This window comes from Aminobacter sp. LjRoot7, assembly GCF_964252895.1.
In the GTDB taxonomy this organism is placed as follows: Bacteria; Pseudomonadota; Alphaproteobacteria; order Rhizobiales; family Rhizobiaceae; genus Aminobacter; species Aminobacter aminovorans_B.
This window is the reverse complement of record NZ_CAXUPX020000006.1, coordinates 231,315-250,743: the sequence shown is the minus strand read 5'-3', so window position 1 is coordinate 250,743 and position 19,429 is coordinate 231,315. Positions and strand designations below refer to the sequence as shown.

The following is a 19,429-nucleotide window of genomic DNA, read 5'->3' as shown; positions in this document are numbered from 1 at the left end:
CCCTCAACATTTCCAACGTGCAGTCACCTTGGCGCGCCGCGCCTTCGCGCGCCTTTACGCTTGCAGGTATACAAGAATGAAAATGTGCATATCAAATCATTTGCATTCCCAATCCTATCCGTGCATACATGATAGTCGCATTGCATACTACAAGGTACCTGTAGCCGCCGGCACATCGAGGGTGCGCAACGGCGATGTTCAAGACCCGAATTCTGGAGGAGAAATCATGGGCAAGAATGCACGGTATTTGACTTTGGCTTTGGCGATGGCGGCAACAAGCATGCTGTCGGCACCGGCCACGGCCGCCGAAAAGACGATCGGCGTCACAGTTCCCTATTTCGGCTCTCCGTTCTGGAAGGCCGGGCTCTACGGCGTAGAGACCGCCGGCAAGGAAAAGGGCTACACGGTGCTGAAGGGCGACGCCAAGGACAAGGCCGAGGTCCAGATCGAGCAGATCCGCAGCTACATCGACAAGAAGGTGGACGCCATCATCATTGGCGCAGCCGACGCCGCAGCCGTCGGCCCGGCCGTCGAGGAAGCCATCGACAAGGGCATCCCAGTCATCGCGCTGTCGGTGCCGCCGAAATCCGACCGCCTGACGTCATTCGTCGGTGCCGACAACATCGGCATGGGCCGCCTGCAAGGCATCTGCCTCGGCCGCGCCATCGGCGGCAAGGGCGAGGTCGGCCTGTTCGCCGGTCCCGACGAAATCTGGGCCAAGCTGCGCGTCACCGGCTTCAAGAACACCATGGAAGCCGACTTCCCCGACATCAAGATCGTCGCTGAGAAGGCCGGCGGCACCAAGGACGCAGGCGTCGCCGCGGTCGAATGGGCCAAGGCTCACCCCGACATGCACGGCATCTTCACCGCCGCCGACACCATGGCCGTCGAGTCGATCAACCAGCTCGGCGCATCCGTCGAGAAGATCAAGGTCTCGACCTCCAACCTCAACGACGACGCGCGCGCTGCGCTGGAAAACGGCAAGCTGACCTGCGCCTCGCTGCAGCCGGCGGTCGCCATGGGCCGCGACGCCGCCCGCGAAGCGATCGCCGCGATCGAAGGCGGCAAGGTGCTCGGCCGCATCGAGGCCCCGGCCCTGCTCGTCACCAAGGAGAAAGTCGCCGATTACGACTTCTCCAAGATCATCGCTCCGGCCGACTACCAGCCGTAAGCACCAAACCGCCCGAACAGGCACCTCGTCAAAGGGGAATCCGGCCAGCCGGGTTCCCCTCATCTTTACCAGCCCCAGAGAAATCAAGCGATGTTGACCCTTGCAATTGCCCTCGTCCTCTCCGGCGCCGTAGCCGGCCTCCTGGCCGGACTGTTCGGCATCGGCGGCGGCGCCATCCTCGTCCCCGTCCTGGTGCAGGCACTGGCCATGCTCGATGTCGACGAAAGCATCCGCATGCACCTCGCGGTCGCGACATCGCTCGGCATCGTCGTGCCGACCTCGATCCGCTCCTTCATGGCCCACCGCAAGCATGGCGCGGTCGACATGCCGCTGCTCAGGAGCTGGGCGGTCGTCCTGCCGGTCGGCGCCATCCTCGCCTCGGCGGTCGCCGCCATCATCTCGGGCGCCAGCCTGAAGTGGATCTTCACGGCCATAGCCACCGTGGTCGGCATCAAGATGCTGATCAACAAGCCCGGCTGGATCGTCGCCAAGGACCTGCCCGGCCAGCCGGTGCGTTCGCTCTACGGCCTGTTGATCGGCTTCTTCTCGACGTTGATGGGCATCGGCGGCGGCATCATGAACAACACTTTCATGATGCTGTACAACCAGCCGATCAAGCGCGCGGTGGCGACCTCGTCGGGCGTCGGAGTGCTGATTTCCATCCCCGCCGTCATCGGCTTGATCGTCGCCGGCTGGCACAAGTCCGACCTGCCGGAATTCTCGCTCGGCTACGTCAACATGCTGGCCGTGGCGCTGATCATGCCGATCTCTCTGCTCACCGCTCCCGTCGGCGCGCGCATGGCTCACGCCGCCTCCAAGCGCACGCTCGAAGTGTCCTTCGGCGTCTTCCTGCTCGCCGTCTCGGCCCAGTTCGCCTGGTCGCTGCTCGCGTAGCCGGTGCCGACTTGTGCTCGGTACCGAACATGGGCGCGCCGGCTAAGGCGCGCCCGTTGACGCCGGCAAGATAGCTCCTGGCCAACTCTTCGGTCGGGGTCAGCTCCGCAACGCCGGCCCAACTTCGACACCAAGCTGGGTGGCTTGTGCCATCAGCCTTTCAAACACGCCCGGATGCAGCTTCACCCCTTCGGCGAGCGCCTTGCGCTTGCGTCCGGCAGCGCTTTCGCCAGGCAGGCGGACACGCTCGACACCGGGACGCGGAGGGTTGCTGCGGCAGGCCTCAACGAGCCAGCCGGTCTGGTGGGTGAAGGCCGCTTCGCCGGCGAAGGCAGTGGGGTCGATCACCTGCAGGAACACGGAAGCGTTGGTGCCTTCGGGCTTATCGGCGCGGCCGAAGCCGGCGAGGCCTTGCGTCAGCGCTTCGACGAGGATCGCCAGCGCATATCCCTTCTGGCCATGGTCGAGCCCACCGGCGGGCAGGATAGTGCCACCGTCGTTGAGCACCCTTGGATCGTTGGTCGGGTTGCCGTCACGGTCGAGCAGCCACTGGTGCTCGAATGTCCTGTCCTCGGCGATCAGCCGCGAGCTCATGTTGTTGGTGGTGATCGAAGCGCTGACGTCGATCAGGATCGGGTCGCCGTCGGTCGGGATGCCGGCGGCGATAGGGTTCGGCGTGAAGACGCCGCGCGTGCCGCCAAAGGGGGCAACCGAAGCGCCCGACGGGCTGGAGCTTGCCAGCAATGCGACATAGCCATGGTCGGTGGCGCGGGTGAGGTAGGCTGCAAGGCAACCGATGTGGTGGCTGTTGCCGATGGCGACGGTGACGGTGCCATAGGTTGCGGCTCGCTCGACGGCGAGGTCCATGGCCGTCGCCGTCAGCCAGGCGCCGGGCAGGCGCAGGCCATCCCAGGCAACGCAGGCACCGCGATCGGAAATGACCTTCGGTTGGCCCGCCTTGGTCATGACACCGTTGAGGATGCTGTCGAGATACCATGGCGCCAATGCCAGCCCGTGGGTGGTGTGGCCCATCAGATCAGCTTCGACCAGGATCTCGGCGACCGCATGAGCCTTGTCGGGCTCGAGCCCTGCCGCCTTGAACAGGGCGAAGGCGAGATCGGTCAGCGTGTCGACGTCGTGGCGCGTGTCATCGGAAACCATGGTCAAACCCTTGCATGGAGGTTCCGGGCGAGCGGCTCGCCACGGAGGAAGGCAAGCACGTTCGTCGCCGTCATGATCGAGACGGCGCGGCGGGCGTCTTCGGTGACGCCCGCGACATGCGGTGTCAGGATCACGTTGGGCAGCTGCCACAGCGGATTTGCGACCGGCGGCTCCTCGGCGAAACTGTCGAGCCCGGCGCCGGCGATGCGCCCGGCGTGGAGGGCGGCAATCAGCGCCGGTTCGTCGACCACCTCGCCGCGCGCCGTGTTGACCAGATAGGCCGTCGGCTTCATCAGCGCGATCTCGCGCGCGCCGATCAGCCCGCGCGTGCTGTCGGTCAGCGGACAGTGCAGGCTGACGACATCGCTCTCGGCCAAAAGCGCGTTGAGCGATGTCGCGCGCTCAACCCCACCGGCAAAGGCTTCTTCAGGCGCGAACGGATCGTAGGCCGAGACCTGCATGCCGATGGGCGCGACCATGCGGGCGAGAATCTGGCCGATCAGGCCGAAGCCGACGAGGCCGAGCTTCTGGCCGCGCAGCTCGCGGCCAGCATAGAGCCTCTTGTCCCACAGGCCGTTGCGGATATGGCCGTCCTGGCGCAGGAAATCCTTGGTCAAGGCCAGGATCAGCCCGAGCGCGTGCTCGGCCACCGAATGGGCGTTGGCGCCTGTCGCCATGATGACCGTGATGCCGAGCGCACTGGCTGCCGCGACGTCGATGTCGTTAGTGCCGACGCCATGCTTGGCGACAATCCTGAGATTGCGTGACGCAGCCATCATGTCGCGATCGATCAGCTCTACCAGCCGCACCACAAGTGCCGCCGGCTGGTGCTGTTCGACCAGCGCCACCACCTCCTCTTTCCCAGGATAGGGTTCGGTCGAGATGCACTGGACACCCGCGCTTTCAAGCATGGCAAGGCCCTCGGCAGCCATCCGGCCGCCGACCGTAACGATCGTCGTTGTCATCGTTCTTTCCTGTCGTGCCGCTGATGCGGCTGGAGTTCTGCCGACCCGGGGTCAGCGCGAGAGGTCGAGCACCTTGTTTTCAAACAGGCGGTTGCGCGAGCCTTCGAGATGCTCGCGCATGCGGTCGCGCGCCAGCTCCGCCTCGCCGGCGGCGATGGCATCGCAGATGCCGCGATGCTCGTCATAGACCTGTTCGAGCTTGGTCAGCGGGCCCATCAGCGACAGGCCGTGCAGGTTCATACCGACGGCAATATGCTGGCGCAGCGCGTCAAGGCAGGCGGTGTAGTAGTGGTTGTTGGCCGCCTCCGCCACCGAGCGGTGAAACAGGAAGTCGACGTCGGAACGGTGGGTCTGGTCGCGTGTCGCATCGCGCAGCTCAGAGAGTGCAGCACGCATCTTTTGCATCGCCGCGGCGTCGTGGCGCAGGGCGGCGAAATAGGCCGCCTCCGGTTCGATTGTCAGTCGAAATTCGTAGCAGCGCTGGATGTCGGCGATGGTCTTGACCGGGGAGAAGCCGAGGCTGGTCTTTTGGGTGTCGAAGACGCGGACATAGGTGCCCGAGCCCTGACGGGAATAGACGAGCCCGACATCGCGCAGGCGGCCAAGCGCATCACGCACGACGGGCCGGGAGACGCCGAGCAGCGTCGCCAGGTCATGCTCGCCCGGCAGCTTGGAGCCAGAGGGAAACTCGCCCGAGACAATGCGTTCCTGCAACTGGTCGAACACCTTGTCGACCAGCTTCGGCGCCTTGGAGACGGCCTTGCTGCCGTTAACAGGCTTGTCGCCGGTCTCGGTGGTATCAGGCTCTGTCCCGTCCTGCTGCAATTCGGTCGTCATCTGTGTTCCGCCTGTTCCCCGCTCGGTGGCCGCAAGAGATCGGAGAGAACCGCGACCGTGCCGAATCCACCGGATTTTACGACACAGCGCAGCCCCTCGCCATGGCGTGTCGCGATGGCAAACCAGGGCAATCCCGGCGCCACCTCGCCGCGTGGAAATAACACGTCGGCGCCAAGCGCGCCAATTATGGCGAGCGCCGTATCGCCGCCGCCCATGACCAGCGTCGAGGGGCGCATCAGATGCACGGTATCGGCTATTGCTTCGGCGAAGCGGGCTGCGATACGCGCCGGTTCCTCGACCATGTCGCCGGCGCAGCGGACAACCGCCGGCAAGGTGATGTCTGCAGGCAATGTGAAACGGCCGTTGGGCGCGTCGACGATCCGGACGTCGGGATTGTCAGCGACCAATTGGGCGACCTGCTGGTCGGTGATCGGATCGCGCGAGCCGAAGGCGAACAGCACATTCTGGTCGTTTGCCGGCACGGCCACGCGCCTGGAATTGCCATTGCCATGAAGATGACGCGCGAAGGCCAGGCCCAGCCCCCGGGCGCCGACGGCGATGCTCCTGCTCCAGTCGGTATCTGCGACCACCCGGTCGAGATCGGCGTCGTTGGCTGCATTGCGGACGGAGATCCGCCTTATCGACCCAGCGAATGCCGGCAGCACCGGCAAGGGCGCATCGACACCACGGCCAACCACCGCGCCGTCGCGTGTCGTGCGACCCTGGTCGGGAACGGCGGGTGCCACGACGAGCGCTTCGCGACCAGATGCCTCGGCCAGTGCGTCGGCTTCGGCGCCGACATTGCCCTTCAGGCGCGAGTCGATCTTTTTCATCACGATGCCTGGGGCATGCGGCATCAATCGCTTCGCCGCGTCGCGCACCCTGGCCGAGGCGACTTCCGCTGGCAGTGCCCGCGACGCGGTGCTCACAGCAAAGACATCAGGCTTGATGGCAAGTGCCTTGCCAGTCGCTTCAGGCGTCATCGCCACCGCCACCGTGAGCCCCGACGCGACGAAGGGCGCCGACGTATCGAGCGCTCCGGTCAGGTCGTCGGCAACGATGGCGAGCATCAGTGTCATCCCGCCGGTCCCATCTCGACGGCATGGCAGGCGACGTGATGACCCGGCATCACTTCCCGCCACTCGGGCACGACAGTCTTGCACTTGTCCATGGCGATCGGGCAACGCGTGTGGAAGCGGCAGCCGGCCGGCGGCGCAAGCGGGCTCGGCACATCGCCTGTCAGGATCTGACGCTGGCGCGTCTTCTCGAGCTCCGGATCGGCCTCCGGCACCGCCGACAGTAGGGCCTTAGTGTAAGGGTGCAGCGGATTGGAGAACAGCTGTTCGCGCGTCGCGAGTTCGGCCATGCGACCGAGATACATCACGCCGACGCGGGTGCTGATATGGCGCACGACGGCAAGATCATGGGCAATGAACAGGTAGGTCAGCCCGTATTTTTCCTGCAGGTCGAGCAAGAGGTTGATGATCTGCGCCTGCACCGAGACGTCGAGCGCCGAGATCGCCTCGTCGCAGACGATGAATTTCGGCTGGCAGGCCAGCGCCCGGGCAATGGCGACGCGCTGGCGCTGCCCGCCAGAGAGTTCGTGTGGATAGCGCTGGGCAAAACGCGCGGGCAGGCCGACATCGGCGAGCAGGCGCGACACACGCTCCGGCAGCTCGGCCTTGGTGGCGAGCTTGTGGAACAGGATCGGTTCGCCCACCACCTCACCGATGGTCATGCGCGGGTTGAGCGTCGAATAGGGATCCTGGAAGACGATCTGCAGCTCGCGGCGATAGGGCCGCATGCGCTTTTCGTCGAGCGAGACGATGTTCTCGCCCTGGAAGATGACCTTGCCGGATGTCGCCTTCTGCAGGTTGAGCAGGGTGAAGCCGGTGGTCGATTTTCCACATCCGGATTCGCCGACCAGCGACAGTGTTTCGCCGGCGAAGATGTCGAAGTTGACGTCGTCGACCGCGTGCACGGTGGCACCGCGCTCGCCGAAGGCGCCGAGGCGGACGACGAAGTGTTTGACGAGGTTCTCGACCTTGATCAGCGGTTCGGCAGCCATCACGCGGCCTCCTTCATCTGGCGCTGGGCGACGAAGCAGGCGACACGGTGGCCGCCCGAACCCGCAACCGGCTCGAGCACCGGCACGCGCTCGTGGCAGACGCCTTCGGCCAGCGCGCAGCGTGGCGCAAACGGGCAACCCTTGGGGCGACGGCCCGGCTCGGGCGGGGTGCCGCCGATGGAGGACAGCCGGCTGGCGCGTTCGTCCGACAGCTTGGGGATCGAAGCAAGCAGGCCGCGCGTATAGGGATGCGTCGGCCGGGCGAACAGCTCGCCGACAGGGGCGTCTTCGACCACGGTTCCGGCATAAAGCACGGCGACACGGTCGACGAGACCGGCAATCAGCGCGAGGTCGTGGGTGATCCACACCACCGACATGTTGAGCTTCTTGCGCAGGTCCTTCACCAGGTCGACGATCTGCGCCTGGATGGTCACGTCGAGCGCCGTCGTCGGCTCGTCGGCGATCAGCAGCTCAGGATCGCAGGCAAGGCCGATGGCGATCATGACGCGCTGGCGCATGCCGCCCGAGAGCTCGTGCGGATAGGCCTCGATGCGTTGCTCGGGACCCGGGATGCCGACGAGGCGCAGCAGTTCTATGGCGCGTATGCGTGCATCGGCCTTGGTCATGCCGCTGTGATAGATGAGCGGCTCGCACAGCTGGTCGCCGATGCGCATGACCGGATTGAGCGAGGTCATCGGATCCTGGAAGACGAAACCGATCTTGCCGCCGCGCACCTGGCGCAGCTCCGACTTCGACATCTTGAGCAGGTCGCGGCCAGCGAACTCGGCTGAGCCACCCTTGACCTTGATCTTGTTGGGCAGCAGCCGCACCAGAGAGAGCATGGTCAGGCTCTTGCCGCAGCCGGATTCGCCGACGACGCCGACCGTCTCACCCTTGCCGACAGTCAGGTCGATGCCATCGACAATGATGGCGGGGCCACGGCGGGTGTCGATCTCGATGGTCAGGCCGCGTACGTCGAGCAGCGGCTTGTTGTCTGCGGGAGCGGTCATTTGCTGCCCCTCGGGTTGAGAGCGTCGTTGAGGCCATCGCCGAGGAACGAGAAGGCGACGGTGGCGAGGCCGAGCACGGCGGCAGGTGCGGCGAGCAGATGTGGATAGTGCTGCCAGACGCGCAGGCCGTCGGAGATCATGTTGCCCCAGCTGGGCGTGGGCGGATTGACGCCGACGCCGAGGAAGGAGAAGGCGCTTTCCAGAACCATCGCGGTGCCGAGGCCGGCGCTGACCGAAACGATCAGCGGGCCGATGGCGTTGGGCACGATGTAGCGCATCAGGATCAGGCGGTTGGTCAGGCCGAGCGCGCGGGCGGCGGTGACATAGGGCCGGCCGCGGATCGACAGCACCTGGGCACGGACGAGGCGGGCATAGGGCGGCCAGCTGATCAGCGCCATCGAGCCGAAGACAAGAAGGAAGTCGACCCAGATGGTCTCCCGGTAGAACGGGTTGAGCGTCGCCTGGTAGCGCGCCTCCATCCACGCGGTGATCGGCGCCTTCAGCGAGGCATTGATGACCACGACCAGCAGCAGGTTGGGCACGGACATGGTCATGTCGGTGAACCACATGACGGTACGGTCGAACAACCCGCCGAAGAAGCCGGCCATGGCGCCCAGCGCGACGCCGATGACAACGGCAATCGTGGTCACCACGATCGCCACCACAAAGGCGGTGCGGGTGCCGTAGACGACGCGGGAGAAGACATCGCGGCCAAGATCGTCGGTGCCGAACAGATGCGCCAGCGACGGCGCCTGGTTGCGGGCGTTGAGGTCCTGGGTCAGGAAATCGTAGGGCGTAAGCCAAGGCCCGAAGACGGCGACGAAGGCGAGCAGAACGACCACGGCGAGACCGGCGACCGCCAGCTTGTTGCGCAACAGGCGGTGCCAGGCATCGCGCCACAAGCTGACGGGGGGCTCGTCGTCGGCCACGGCAGAGGAGAGATTGACGGGAGTGAGCGTCATGTCAGCGGCTCCTCATCGTGTCGTTGGCGCGCGGATCGAGCAGCGGGTAGAGCACGTCGACAAGAAGGTTCGACAGCATCACCAGGAACGAGCCGATCAGCGTGATGGCCAGGATAACGGGATAATCGGAATTGGTCAGCGCCGAGACGGTCAGGCGGCCGAGGCCGGGCAGGCCGAACACAAGCTCGACGAATATGGCGCCGTTGACGATGGTGATCATGATCAGGCCGAGCTGGGTAACGACTGGTGTCAGCACCGGCCTGAGGATGTGGCGGAACGCCACCACCATTTCGGGCACGCCCTTGGCGCGGGCGGTGCGGACAAAATCCTCCGACAGCACTTCGATCACGGCGGCACGGGTCTGACGCACGATCAACGCGATCGGCTGGAACGAAAGCACAAGCAGCGGCAGCAGGATGCGCAGGTCGAAGATGCCGCCCCAGCCATAAGGAACCTTACCCCCAGGCAGGACGAAGATCAGCGCCACCATAAGCAACGGGCCGGCGACATAGGCCGGAATGGCCCACAGGAACAGCGCCGAACCGAGGATCGTGTAGTCGATCTTGGTGTTCTGGTTCATTGCCGCGATCATGCCGAGCGGTACGGCGACGATTGCCGTCAGCACCACGGCGCAGAGGCCGAGCTTGAACGAGACGGGAGCTGCGGCCGAAACCATTGCCCAGACCGAGCGGCCCGAAGTCAGCGAGTTGCCGAAATTGCCCTGCAGAAGGTTCAGGATGTAGCTGCCGAACTGGACGAGAAACGGCCGGTTCAGGCCAGCTGCATCGCGGATCGCCTCGATCTTTTCAGGATTGTAGGCAACGTCGCCGGGCGCGCGCAGGAAGATCAGCTTGATCGGGTCGCCGGCACCGTAATAGGCCATGGCGTAGACGGCCAGCATGACCAGCAGGACGGACGGAATCCACAGCAGCAGCCGTGTTGCAATATAGCGCAGCATGGCGGGCGGCCTCCCACCGCACGGTATCAGTTCGAGAGAGTAGCACGGGGGACGAGCCCCCGTGCGCTTTACCGGGCATCAGCCGACGGTGATTTCCCAAGGCGCGACAACCTGCCAGTCGAGGTTCTTGTCGATGCCCTTCACATTGGCATTGGCCCAGCGCGACATCGCCTGTGCGTACCAGGGGATGAAGGTCCAGTCCTCGCGGAAGGCCTTCTGGGCCTCCTGGGCAAGAGCGACGCGCTGCGGATCGCCAGCCGCCTTGGTGGCGGCTTCGGCCAGCAACTGGTCGACCTTGTCGTTCTTGTAGCCGCCCAGCTTGTTCTGGGCGTTGGACGAGGTCGAGGCGATCGAGCCCGCGAGATAGCTTGCGGCATCCGGCACGCGGGTACCGACGTCGTCGCGGAAGATCTGCACCGAGTTCTGGTCAGGACCGGCATAGGCGTCCTGTTGCGGCTTCATGTCGACGGCGGTGATGCCGAGGTTCTGCCGCCACTGCTCGGCGATGAACTGAGCGGCCGCCTCATTGGCCGGCGAGGAGATGCCGACGAACAGGATCTTGGGCAGGCGCTCGGGACCGCCATAAGTCGACTCGGCCAGCAGCTTCTTGGCGCCCTCCGGATCGTAGGGGTATGGCTCGAAGCCGGAATTGTCGGCACCGGGCACCGAGTTGAGGACCTGGTCGGTCTTCTTGTGCGGGCCGTCGGGGAACGAGGCCTTCATCAAGCCGTCGCGGTCGACCGCCATGATCAGCGCCTGGCGCACCTTCGGGTCGTCCATCGGCGCGCGCTTGGAATTGAACCAGAAGTGCTGGCTGGTCGGGATCAGCGGGCCCGACGCGAATTCGGCGCCGAGGTCCTGCACGATTGTCGAGGTGACCAGCTCGGTGTGGGCATTGAACTCGCCCGACTTGAGCAGCGAGGTGGCGGTGACGTTGTCCTCGATCGAGGTGATCTCGATGCGGGCGAGCTTGGGCTTCGGACCAAAGAAGTTCTCGTTCGGCTCGAACACCAGCTTGCCGCCGTCGATGTCGATGCTGGTCAGCTTGAACGGGCCGGAATAGACGGCACCCGCGTCCGGCGTAAACCAGTCCTGGATCTCGTTGCCGTCTTCGCCGCGCGACTGCGACGCCTTGGTGATCGGCACGATGTGGTTGGCAACCCGCATGAAGTAGATCGGGTCGGCTTCGTTCAGCATCACGACGACGGTACCCTCGTCGGGAGTGGCGACGCCGGAAATGGTGTTGGCGCTGCCGCCGGTCACTTCGGCGAAGCCTGCGACCTTGCCGAGAACCTGGTCGGCGCGCTGGCTCTTGGTGCCGGGCATTGCGGCCACGTTCCACGAACCTGCGACATCCGCCGCGGTGATCTTACTGCCGTCGGAGAAGGTCGCCTTGGGGTCGAGCTTGAAGGTCCAGGTCTTCGAGTCGGCCGAGCCCTCCCAGCTCACGAATACATAAGGATGGATCTTGCCTTCGCTGTCGAAATACATCGGCGAGGCCCACCAGGCCGAGTTCCAGCGATAAGGCACGCCGCCGCCGCGCAGCGGCGACCAGTCCTGGTTGAAGGCCGGATTGGCGACCTTCAGCACCTGTCCTTCTTGCGCGGATACGATCTTGGCGTTGAGGCCGAGCAGCGTGAAGCCCACTGCGCCGCCCAGGCCGAGCCTGAGCGCGTCGCGGCGGCTCATCCCGGCACGCGACGGAGTCTCGGTGTTCCGTTTCGACATCACATTTCCTCCCTGAAACCCGTGAACGGCGATGCTCTGGTCGGTCGAAAGGCAACAGACGCGGAAGCGGCAACCGTGGCCGAACAAATGCCGCCATATTGTAAACATGTCAATTCATTTTTTCGACTCGCAGCGCGTAAAAATTAGCTACAGGTAAAATGACACAGATTAAATGACATAAAATCAATTAGATAACAAACACGTCGCGGCAACCATTCAAACTCATCAGGAAAAAGCAACTTGACAACTTGTCTGCCTGTGGTCAGTTGTCGGCCATAGACCAAGTGCAGTTGGCACCTTCCGGGGTGCATGCGCTCGGGAGGATTCCAGACCGCCGCGCGCCACACACTTGGATCGCCGGCAGACAAGACGGACAGGGAGCGATGGCGAGTTCTAGCCGCACGATTGGCATCACCATGGGGGATCCGGCAGGCGTCGGCCCCGAAATCATCTGCAAGTCACTGGCCGAGATGAGTGCCGCCGACCGCGCCACCATCCGCGTCTTCGGCAATCGCGACAGCCTCGAGGCTGCTGCAGGCATCGTCGGCGCGCCGCTGAAATTCGCACCAACCTCCGACGGCGCCGACACGGTTGCCGTCGAGCATGTCGCCATCGATGGCGACCCGATCGCCTTCGGCAAGATCGACACCCGCGCCGGCGACGCCTCATTCCGCTTCATCGCCCGTGCGGTGGAAGCGGCGACCGCGGGCGAGATCGGCTGCATCGTCACCGCTCCCATCAACAAGGAAGCGCTGAACCTCGCCGGTCATCACTATGACGGCCACACCGGCATGCTGGCGCATCTGACGGGCTCGCGCTCGTCCTGGATGCTGCTCGCCGCCGAGCGCATGTCGGTCATCCACGTCTCGACCCATGTATCGCTCAAGGAGGCGATTGCCCGGGTCAAGCCCGAGCGCATTCTGGAGACCATCCGCACCGGCTACCGCCATCTGCGCCGCATCGGTATCGAAAACCCGCGTATCGCCGTCGCCGGGCTCAACCCGCATTGCGGCGAAAACGGCCTGTTCGGCACCGAGGACGACGAGTTCATCGCGCCCGCAGTGGCTGCGGCCAAGGCCGAAGGCATCGACGCCTACGGTCCGGTGCCGCCTGATACGGTCTTCCACCGCGCCTATTCGGGCGCCTTCGACCTCGTTGTCGCGCAGTATCACGACCAGGGTCACATCCCGATGAAGCTGGTGGCCTTCGAAACCGGCGTCAACATCTCGCTCGGTCTGCCGATCGACCGCACCTCGGTCGACCACGGCACCGCCTTCGACATCGCCGGAACCGGCAAGGCCAACCACGTCAACATGAATGCGGCGATCGCCTATGCGCGCAAGCTCGCCGGAACGCCTCGGGTGACAGCATGACCAGTTTCGCGATCTCGGGCGTCTTTTCCGCCGCCGCTACGCCCATCAATGCCGACCTTTCGCCCGATCACGGCCTGCTCGCCAGGCATTGCCAGCGGCTACTCGACGAGGGCTGCCATGGCGTCGCCCTGCTCGGTACCACGGGCGAAGCCAATTCGTTTTCGCTCGGCGAACGCAAGACGATGCTGGAAAGCGTGGTCAAGGCGGGCGTAGCCGCCGACAAGCTGATGCCGGGCACCGGCGTCGCCGCCATCCCCGAGACCATCGAGCTGACCCGCCACGCGCTCTCGATCGGCATCGACAAGGTCGTGATGCTGCCGCCCTTCTACTACAAGGGTGTATCAGACGATGGCTTGTTCGACGCCTATTCGCGCATTCTCGAAGGTGTGGCCGACGATCGGCTCAAGGTCGTGCTCTACCACATCCCCCAGGTCTCGGGCATTGCGCTGTCTGTCGAGCTCGTCGGCCGGCTGATCGAGGCCTTCCCCACGACGGTCGTCGGCATCAAGGAATCCAAGGGTGACTTTGCCAACATGCAGGCGCTGGTGAAGGCCTATCCGGGCTTCGCCGTCTTCCCGGGCGCCGATCCGCTGATGCTGCCGCTTTTGCGTGAGGGCGGCGCCGGCTGCATCACCGCCACCTCCAACCTGATCGCGGATTCACTGCGCACGGTGTTCGACAACCACGCCAACCCGGCCGAGGAAGCCAAGGTCGAGACGGCGCAGGCGCGCATTAATGCCTGGCGCAACCTCTCCAACAGCTACGCCCAGATCCCGACCATCAAGGCGATGGTCGGCCTCAAGCATGGCGAGAAGGCATGGCAGCGCTTGCGCCCACCGCTGGTCGGCCTGAGCGACGGCGACATCGCCGCGCTCCGCCCGCAGCTCGAACAGCTGCCGTGAGCAGGGAGATGGCCATGAGTTCGTCGCAAGCGGACGCAACCGTCATGACCCACGCGGAGGTCGCGGCACGCATGGACGGCAAGGTGCGCACGGTAGCCCCCGGCCGCTCCGAGGCCTTCCTGCCATCGCCGACGGTGCAGAACCATGCGGCCAACCTGTCGCTGCTATCAGACGGCACGCTCGCTTGCGTCTGGTTCGCCGGCACCATGGAGGGCATGGGCGACATCTCGATCTACATGTCGCGGCTGGCCCCTGGCGCGGACGTCTGGTCGCCGCCCGAGAAGATGTCGGACGACCCCCAGAAATCCGAACAGAATCCGATGCTGTTCAATGCGCCCGACGGCAAGGTCTGGCTGCTCTACACCTCGCAGACCTCGGGCCACCAGGACGGCGCCGTCGTCAAGCGCCGCATCTCGTCCGACGGTGGCAAGACCTTCGGTGAAGTGTCTGTGCTTTGCGATACCCCTGGCACCTTCGTGCGCCAGCCCATCATCGTGAACGGCCGTGGCGAATGGCTGCTGCCTGCCTTCCGCTGCATCGGCGTGCCAGGCACGCGCTGGAGTGGCGATATCGACACTGCAGCCGTGCTGGTCTCCAATGACGCCGGCACCAGTTGGACCATGCACGACGTGGCCGACAGCATCGGCGCCGTGCACATGAACATCGTGCCGCTCGGCGGCGACGAGATGGTGGCAGTCTACCGCAACCGCTTCTCCGAGCAGGTGCTGCGCAGCCGCTCGCATGACGGCGGCCGCAGCTGGAGCGCCCCTGAAGCAACCAACCTGCCCAACAACAATTCGTCGGTGCAGGCCGTGCGCACGGGCGATGGCCGCATCGCCATCGTCTACAACCACGCCAACGCGTCTATGTCCGAAGACCGGCGGCTGTCGCTCTATGACGAGATCGAGGGCGAAGAAACCGAAGCATCGGCAGAAGTGGTAGAGCCAGTTGGCCGCAAGGCCGTCTGGGGCGTGCCGCGCGCGCCGCTTAGCCTCGCCTTCTCGTCCGATGGTGGCGAAAGCTACGGCACTCGGATCGACCTCGAGACCGGCGACGGCTTCTGCCTGACCAACAACTCCAAGGACGGGCTGAACCGCGAGTTCTCCTACCCCTCGATCCTCGCATCCCCCGACGGGGCGATCCACGTCGCCTTCACCTATTTCCGCCGCGCCATCAAATACATCCGCCTCTCGCCTGGAACATTCTGACCATGCGCGACGGCGGCAGCCACCTGGAGCACTGACGATGAACGGTCTCAACACACCCATCACGATCGTTCGGCCACCCGTCATCGAGTTCGGCCCCGGCGTGGTGTCGCGGTTGGCCGGCTGGGTTAAGGCGCGCAATATCAAGAAGGCCCTCGTCGTTGCCGACGCCTTCAATGCCGCCCGTGTCGACACACTCGCGCTCGGCGTCGAGACCGTCGTCTTCGGAGAGGTAAGGCCCGAGCCGGACCTGCCCAATCTGGAGAAGGTGCTCGAACTCGCCGCCCGTTCGGAGGCGGACCTGATCATCGGTTTCGGCGGCGGCAGCGCCATGGATCTCGCCAAGCTGGTCTCGGTCATGGCCGGCACCGACCAGCGATTGCAGGACATTGTCGGCGTCGGCAAGGCTGCACGGCGACGTGTCGCGCTCGCGCAGGTGCCGACGACCTCGGGCACCGGCAGCGAAGCCGGCATCCGCGCACTCGTCACCGATCCCGAAACGCAGGCCAAGCTCGCCGTCGAAAGCATCGAGATGCTGGCCGACATCGCCGTCGTCGACCCCGCGCTGACGATGACCGTTCCGCCGGCCGTCACCGCCGCCACCGGCGTCGATGCCATGGCTCATTGCGTCGAGGCCTACACCAACAAGAAGGCGCATCCGATGATCGACCTCTACGCGCTGGAAGGCGTGAAGCTGGTCGGCCGCTACCTCACGCGTGCGGTCAAGGATGGCAGCGACGTCGAGGCCCGCGCCGGCCTGGCGCTTGCCTCGCTCTATGGCGGCTTCTGCCTCGGCCCGGTCAACACCGCCGGCGGCCACGCCCTCGCCTATCCGCTCGGCACGCGCTGGCACGTCGCCCACGGTGCCGCCAACGCGCTGATCTTCCCCCATGTGCTCGCCTTCAACCTGCCGGCGGCAGCGGAGAAGACCGGCCAAATCCTCTCAGCCCTCGGGCTGCCCGAGGGCCATGCCGTGCAGGACGTGTTCGGCGCGACGCACGACTACTGCGCCTCGCTCGGCATCGAGATGCGCCTGTCGAAACTGGGCGTACCGGAGGACGACCTGGAGACCATGGCCGACGACGCCTTCGCCATCCGCCGCCTGCTCGACAACAACCCGCGCGAGCTGACCCGAGACGACATCCTGTCGATCTACCGCGCGGCTCACTGACTGGCGGCCCCGCTGGCGCCAACTGTCGGCGATCAACCGACTTGGCGCCGCCATGCCCTTCTATTGCGGACCATCGATCGCTTTCAGCCTTGGATATCCTCCATGGCTGGACGGACCGATGCCGCGCCTGATCGTTCACGCCGACAATGCCCTTGGGCTTGTGAGCAGCGCTCCTGATCTCGCTGATCAGCCAGAACTCAAGGCCCCAGCCCCAACGCGCATGTCGTTTCCGTACTGCGCCCACGAGCCATGTTGACTCCTCCCATATTAATTTCTAAAGTTTAGAAAATAATATGGGAGGAACCGGATGGGCATACATCATGGCCATATCCTGCGCATCCTGCGCGATGAGGGGCCGCAGTCACGGGCCGATCTTTCGCGCCGGTCGAAGCTGTCGGCGACAACGCTGACCCATGTCACGGCAGCTCTGCTGCGCGACGGCTCCATCCTGGAAGGCGAGGTCAACGGCCCCAACGGCGTGGTCGGCCGCCCCGCCCAGGCTGTGAAGCTGGCGCCCGAGGCCCGCAGCGTCGCCGGCGTCCACATCGGCGCTGGCAACGTCCAGGTGGCGATCACCGATCTCCTCGCTCGGCCCAAGGCCACGGCCGCCTTTGCCTTCGACACCGAGGCTGCCGATCCCGACGAGATCGTCGGCCAGGTGTCCAGGACCATCACTGAGCTTGCCGCCGAAGTGCAGGTCGAGACCAGCAGGCTGCTTGGCGTCGGCATCGGCGTGCCCGGCCCGGTCGATCCGGCGCGCCGCACAGCGCTCGCCTCGATCAATGTCGGATGGCGCAACGTGCCTCTCGCCGACAAGCTGGAAGACGCGCTCCGGCTGCCGACGACGGTCGAGCACAATGTCAGCGCCATGGCACTGGCCGAAAGCCGCTACGGCATCGGCAAGAACGTGCCGGCCCTGCTCTACATCTACCTGCGCACCGGCCTTGGCGCCGGACTGATGGTCGACGGCGCGCCGTTCAGGCCGGGCGGCCATGGAGCGGTCGAGCTCGGCCACATCCAGATCGTGGCCGAGGGCAAGCGCTGTGCCTGTGGCAATGTCGGCTGCCTCGAAACCTTCGTCTGCGAGCGCGCTTTGATGGACGCCGCTGGCCTCAAGGGCGCGGCTCCCGACAACCTGCTCGCCAGGGTAGAGAAGAACAGCCCCGCCTGGGACGTCGTTGTTCGCCACCTGACCACCGCGCTCGCCAGCGCCGTCAACATCCTGAGCCCCGACCTGATCGTCTTCGGCGGCCATCTCGGCGAGGCGCCGCAGTCGCTGTTCGAACGGCTGGAGCGGGAACTGCCGCCGCGCATCATGCCGCACATGCGCGACATACTGAACCTCAAGCGCGCCACCTTCGGGGCGCAGTCCGGCGCCATCGGCGGCGCGGCCGTGGCCCTTGACCAATTCTTCTACTCGGGAGCACTCCATTGAGCGCCGCCCCTTGGACCGTTGCAGCCCCCTCTGGCACGTTTCTTTCGCGCGTCGGGCCACACCTGCCCGGCCTGGCATTGAACGCGCTGGCCTTCCTCTTCGGCCTCGCCATTTGGTGGGCGATCACGGCGGCCAACCTCGTCGTTCTGCCTGGGCCGCACGAGGTCTTCGTTCGCGCCGTCGAGCTTGCCGCCAACGGCCAGCTCGCGCTCGACATCTTCTCCAGCCTCAAGCGCGTGCTCACCGGCTTCATCTTGGGCGCAGCACTTGCCATCCCCGTCGGCTTCCTGATGGGCTGGTACAAGATCGCCCGCGCCCTGATCGAGCCTTATGTCCAGTTCTTCCGCATGATCCCGCCGCTGGCGGTGATACCGCTCGCCATCGTCACCATGGGCATCGACGAGGCACCCAAGATCTTCGTCATCTTCCTGGCGTCGTTCCTGTCCTGCGTCGTCGCCACCTATCAGGGCGTCATCAGCGTCGACCGCACCTTGATCAACGCAGCCCGCGTGCTGGGCGCCAAAGACAGGGTGATCTTCCCGCGCGTCGTCATCCCGGCGTCGATCCCCTTCATCCTCGTCGGCGTGCGCATCGGCCTCGGCTCGGCATGGGCGACTGTCGTGGCAGCCGAGCTGATCGCGGCGCAATCGGGCCTCGGCTTCCGCATGCAGCAGGCCCAACTCTATTATGACCTGCCGACGATCTTCGTCAGCCTGATCACCATCGGCGTCCTGGGGCTTCTCATGGACCGCCTGCTTCAGGCGACCGAACGCCGCCTCACCAGCTGGCAGGAGCGCGCCCAATGAGCCAGCCCAAGCTTTCCTTCCAAAACGTCAGCCGCCGCTTCGGCGAAGGCGACAAGTCGTTCCTCGCCCTCGACCGGCTCAGCCTCGACATCGCCGACGGCGAGTTCGTCACCGTCGTCGGCCCATCGGGCTGCGGCAAGTCGACGGCGATGAACATCGCCGCCGGCCTGATGGGCGTCTCCGACGGCCAGGTGCTGGTCGACGGCAAGCCGGTCAATGGCCCGGGGCCGGAGCGCGGTGTCATCTTCCAGCAATACGCCTTGTTTCCGTGGCTGAGCGTGCGCCAGAACGTCGAGTTCGGCCTGCGCATCAAGGGCCTGCCGGCGTCCGAACGCCGCCGCATCTCCGACCACTTCATCGGCCTTGTCGGTCTTCGCGATTTCGCCGACGCACTGCCCAAGACGCTGTCGGGCGGCATGAAGCAACGCTGCGCCATTGCCCGCGCCTATGCCGTCGACCCGACGATGCTTTTGATGGACGAGCCCTTCGGCGCGCTCGACGCGCTGACCCGGGTGCACATGCAGGACCAGCTGCTCGACACCTGGAGCCGCGAGCGCCGCACCGTCTTCTTCATCACCCACGACGTCGACGAGGCGGTCTATCTCGCCAACCGCGTCATCGTCATGGCCGCCCGTCCGGGTCGTCTGCACAAGATCATACCTGTCGACCTGCCGGCCGAGCGCAACGAGGAGGTGCGCCTGTCCAAGGAGTTCACCGAAATACGCAACCAGGTCTGGCACTCGGTCTACCACCAGAAGCCGCAGGTCGAGGCCTGACACCAAA

Annotated in this window: 18 protein-coding genes; 9 read left to right on the top strand and 9 right to left on the bottom strand. The window is 65.3% G+C overall.

Features of this window, described 5'->3' with window-relative positions; translation table 11 throughout:
- Positions 1 to 226 precede the first annotated feature (226 nt).
- Positions 227 to 1,171 (top strand): sugar ABC transporter substrate-binding protein, encoded by a 945-nt coding sequence (locus ACSQ3E_RS18545; protein ID WP_436123831.1) that lies wholly within the window; start codon positions 227 to 229, stop codon positions 1,169 to 1,171.
- Between the two features lie 90 nt (positions 1,172 to 1,261).
- Entirely contained in the window at positions 1,262 to 2,065 is an 804-nt protein-coding gene (locus tag ACSQ3E_RS18540; RefSeq protein WP_436123830.1) for a sulfite exporter TauE/SafE family protein, read from the top strand.
- A 99-nt stretch (positions 2,066 to 2,164) separates the two neighbouring features.
- Here the strand turns inward: ACSQ3E_RS18540 and ACSQ3E_RS18535 are convergent, their stop codons facing one another.
- The 9 genes from ACSQ3E_RS18535 to ACSQ3E_RS18495 all read right to left on the bottom strand — a co-directional run bounded on the left by ACSQ3E_RS18535 (position 2,165) and on the right by ACSQ3E_RS18495 (position 11,754).
- A complete protein-coding gene (locus tag ACSQ3E_RS18535) occupies positions 2,165 to 3,226 on the bottom strand; it encodes an Ldh family oxidoreductase (protein WP_436123829.1) in 1,062 nt (353 codons plus the stop codon).
- Between the two features lie 2 nt (positions 3,227 to 3,228).
- A complete protein-coding gene (locus ACSQ3E_RS18530; RefSeq protein ID WP_436123828.1) occupies positions 3,229 to 4,191 on the bottom strand; it encodes a hydroxyacid dehydrogenase in 963 nt (320 codons plus the stop codon).
- A gap of 51 nt (positions 4,192 to 4,242) precedes the next feature.
- The gene (locus ACSQ3E_RS18525) at positions 4,243 to 5,028 is read right to left on the bottom strand and encodes a FadR/GntR family transcriptional regulator (protein ID WP_310326108.1); all 786 of its coding nucleotides are present in this window, start codon (positions 5,026 to 5,028) and stop codon (positions 4,243 to 4,245) included.
- A complete protein-coding gene (locus ACSQ3E_RS18520) occupies positions 5,025 to 6,107 on the bottom strand; it encodes a four-carbon acid sugar kinase family protein (RefSeq protein WP_436123827.1) in 1,083 nt (360 codons plus the stop codon). Before ACSQ3E_RS18520 ends, ACSQ3E_RS18525 begins: the two co-directional genes overlap by 4 nt.
- Entirely contained in the window at positions 6,104 to 7,096 is a 993-nt protein-coding gene (locus ACSQ3E_RS18515; protein WP_436123826.1) for an ABC transporter ATP-binding protein, read from the bottom strand. The genes ACSQ3E_RS18520 and ACSQ3E_RS18515 overlap by 4 nt, the downstream gene beginning before the upstream one ends.
- On the bottom strand, positions 7,096 to 8,106 hold the full coding sequence (locus ACSQ3E_RS18510; protein ID WP_436123825.1) for an ABC transporter ATP-binding protein: 1,011 nt from the start codon (positions 8,104 to 8,106) through the stop codon (positions 7,096 to 7,098). Before ACSQ3E_RS18510 ends, ACSQ3E_RS18515 begins: the two co-directional genes overlap by 1 nt.
- The gene (locus ACSQ3E_RS18505; RefSeq protein ID WP_436123824.1) at positions 8,103 to 9,068 is read right to left on the bottom strand and encodes an ABC transporter permease; all 966 of its coding nucleotides are present in this window, start codon (positions 9,066 to 9,068) and stop codon (positions 8,103 to 8,105) included. Before ACSQ3E_RS18505 ends, ACSQ3E_RS18510 begins: the two co-directional genes overlap by 4 nt.
- A gap of 1 nt (position 9,069) precedes the next feature.
- On the bottom strand, positions 9,070 to 10,026 hold the full coding sequence (locus ACSQ3E_RS18500; protein WP_310326120.1) for an ABC transporter permease: 957 nt from the start codon (positions 10,024 to 10,026) through the stop codon (positions 9,070 to 9,072).
- Positions 10,027 to 10,104: 78 nt separating this feature from the next.
- Positions 10,105 to 11,754, bottom strand: coding sequence for an ABC transporter substrate-binding protein (locus ACSQ3E_RS18495; RefSeq protein ID WP_436123823.1), 1,650 nt, complete (start codon positions 11,752 to 11,754; stop codon positions 10,105 to 10,107).
- Positions 11,755 to 12,137: 383 nt separating this feature from the next.
- Between ACSQ3E_RS18495 and pdxA the strand changes: the two genes are divergently transcribed.
- The 7 genes from pdxA (at position 12,138) to ACSQ3E_RS18460 (ending at position 19,422) form a co-directional block, all read left to right on the top strand.
- The gene (pdxA, locus tag ACSQ3E_RS18490) at positions 12,138 to 13,127 is read left to right on the top strand and encodes a 4-hydroxythreonine-4-phosphate dehydrogenase PdxA (RefSeq protein ID WP_436123822.1); all 990 of its coding nucleotides are present in this window, start codon (positions 12,138 to 12,140) and stop codon (positions 13,125 to 13,127) included.
- Entirely contained in the window at positions 13,124 to 14,029 is a 906-nt protein-coding gene (locus tag ACSQ3E_RS18485) for a dihydrodipicolinate synthase family protein (RefSeq protein ID WP_436123821.1), read from the top strand. The genes pdxA and ACSQ3E_RS18485 overlap by 4 nt, the downstream gene beginning before the upstream one ends.
- Before the next feature lie 44 nt (positions 14,030 to 14,073).
- The gene (locus ACSQ3E_RS18480; RefSeq protein ID WP_436123896.1) at positions 14,074 to 15,237 is read left to right on the top strand and encodes a sialidase family protein; all 1,164 of its coding nucleotides are present in this window, start codon (positions 14,074 to 14,076) and stop codon (positions 15,235 to 15,237) included.
- Positions 15,238 to 15,274: 37 nt separating this feature from the next.
- Positions 15,275 to 16,405 (top strand): iron-containing alcohol dehydrogenase, encoded by a 1,131-nt coding sequence (locus tag ACSQ3E_RS18475; protein WP_436123820.1) that lies wholly within the window; start codon positions 15,275 to 15,277, stop codon positions 16,403 to 16,405.
- Positions 16,406 to 16,712: 307 nt separating this feature from the next.
- A complete protein-coding gene (locus tag ACSQ3E_RS18470) occupies positions 16,713 to 17,840 on the top strand; it encodes an ROK family transcriptional regulator (RefSeq protein WP_436123819.1) in 1,128 nt (375 codons plus the stop codon).
- Positions 17,841 to 17,902: 62 nt separating this feature from the next.
- Positions 17,903 to 18,646, top strand: a complete 744-nt coding sequence (locus ACSQ3E_RS18465; protein WP_436123895.1) for an ABC transporter permease — start codon at positions 17,903 to 17,905, stop codon at positions 18,644 to 18,646.
- Entirely contained in the window at positions 18,643 to 19,422 is a 780-nt protein-coding gene (locus tag ACSQ3E_RS18460; protein ID WP_436123818.1) for an ABC transporter ATP-binding protein, read from the top strand. Before ACSQ3E_RS18465 ends, ACSQ3E_RS18460 begins: the two co-directional genes overlap by 4 nt.
- The last annotated feature ends 7 nt before the right edge of the window (positions 19,423 to 19,429 follow it).

Coding starts and splice junctions, on each gene's coding strand:
- ACSQ3E_RS18545 (WP_436123831.1), top strand. CDS start 227: ATGGGCAAGAATGCACGGTATTTGACTTTGGCTTTGGCGATGGCGGCA.
- ACSQ3E_RS18540 (WP_436123830.1), top strand. CDS start 1,262: ATGTTGACCCTTGCAATTGCCCTCGTCCTCTCCGGCGCCGTAGCCGGC.
- ACSQ3E_RS18535 (WP_436123829.1), bottom strand. CDS start 3,226: ATGGTTTCCGATGACACGCGCCACGACGTCGACACGCTGACCGATCTC.
- ACSQ3E_RS18530 (WP_436123828.1), bottom strand. CDS start 4,191: ATGACAACGACGATCGTTACGGTCGGCGGCCGGATGGCTGCCGAGGGC.
- ACSQ3E_RS18525 (WP_310326108.1), bottom strand. CDS start 5,028: ATGACGACCGAATTGCAGCAGGACGGGACAGAGCCTGATACCACCGAG.
- ACSQ3E_RS18520 (WP_436123827.1), bottom strand. CDS start 6,107: ATGACACTGATGCTCGCCATCGTTGCCGACGACCTGACCGGAGCGCTC.
- ACSQ3E_RS18515 (WP_436123826.1), bottom strand. CDS start 7,096: ATGGCTGCCGAACCGCTGATCAAGGTCGAGAACCTCGTCAAACACTTC.
- ACSQ3E_RS18510 (WP_436123825.1), bottom strand. CDS start 8,106: ATGACCGCTCCCGCAGACAACAAGCCGCTGCTCGACGTACGCGGCCTG.
- ACSQ3E_RS18505 (WP_436123824.1), bottom strand. CDS start 9,068: ATGACGCTCACTCCCGTCAATCTCTCCTCTGCCGTGGCCGACGACGAG.
- ACSQ3E_RS18500 (WP_310326120.1), bottom strand. CDS start 10,026: ATGCTGCGCTATATTGCAACACGGCTGCTGCTGTGGATTCCGTCCGTC.
- ACSQ3E_RS18495 (WP_436123823.1), bottom strand. CDS start 11,754: ATGTCGAAACGGAACACCGAGACTCCGTCGCGTGCCGGGATGAGCCGC.
- pdxA (WP_436123822.1), top strand. CDS start 12,138: ATGGCGAGTTCTAGCCGCACGATTGGCATCACCATGGGGGATCCGGCA.
- ACSQ3E_RS18485 (WP_436123821.1), top strand. CDS start 13,124: ATGACCAGTTTCGCGATCTCGGGCGTCTTTTCCGCCGCCGCTACGCCC.
- ACSQ3E_RS18480 (WP_436123896.1), top strand. CDS start 14,074: ATGACCCACGCGGAGGTCGCGGCACGCATGGACGGCAAGGTGCGCACG.
- ACSQ3E_RS18475 (WP_436123820.1), top strand. CDS start 15,275: ATGAACGGTCTCAACACACCCATCACGATCGTTCGGCCACCCGTCATC.
- ACSQ3E_RS18470 (WP_436123819.1), top strand. CDS start 16,713: ATGGGCATACATCATGGCCATATCCTGCGCATCCTGCGCGATGAGGGG.
- ACSQ3E_RS18460 (WP_436123818.1), top strand. CDS start 18,643: ATGAGCCAGCCCAAGCTTTCCTTCCAAAACGTCAGCCGCCGCTTCGGC.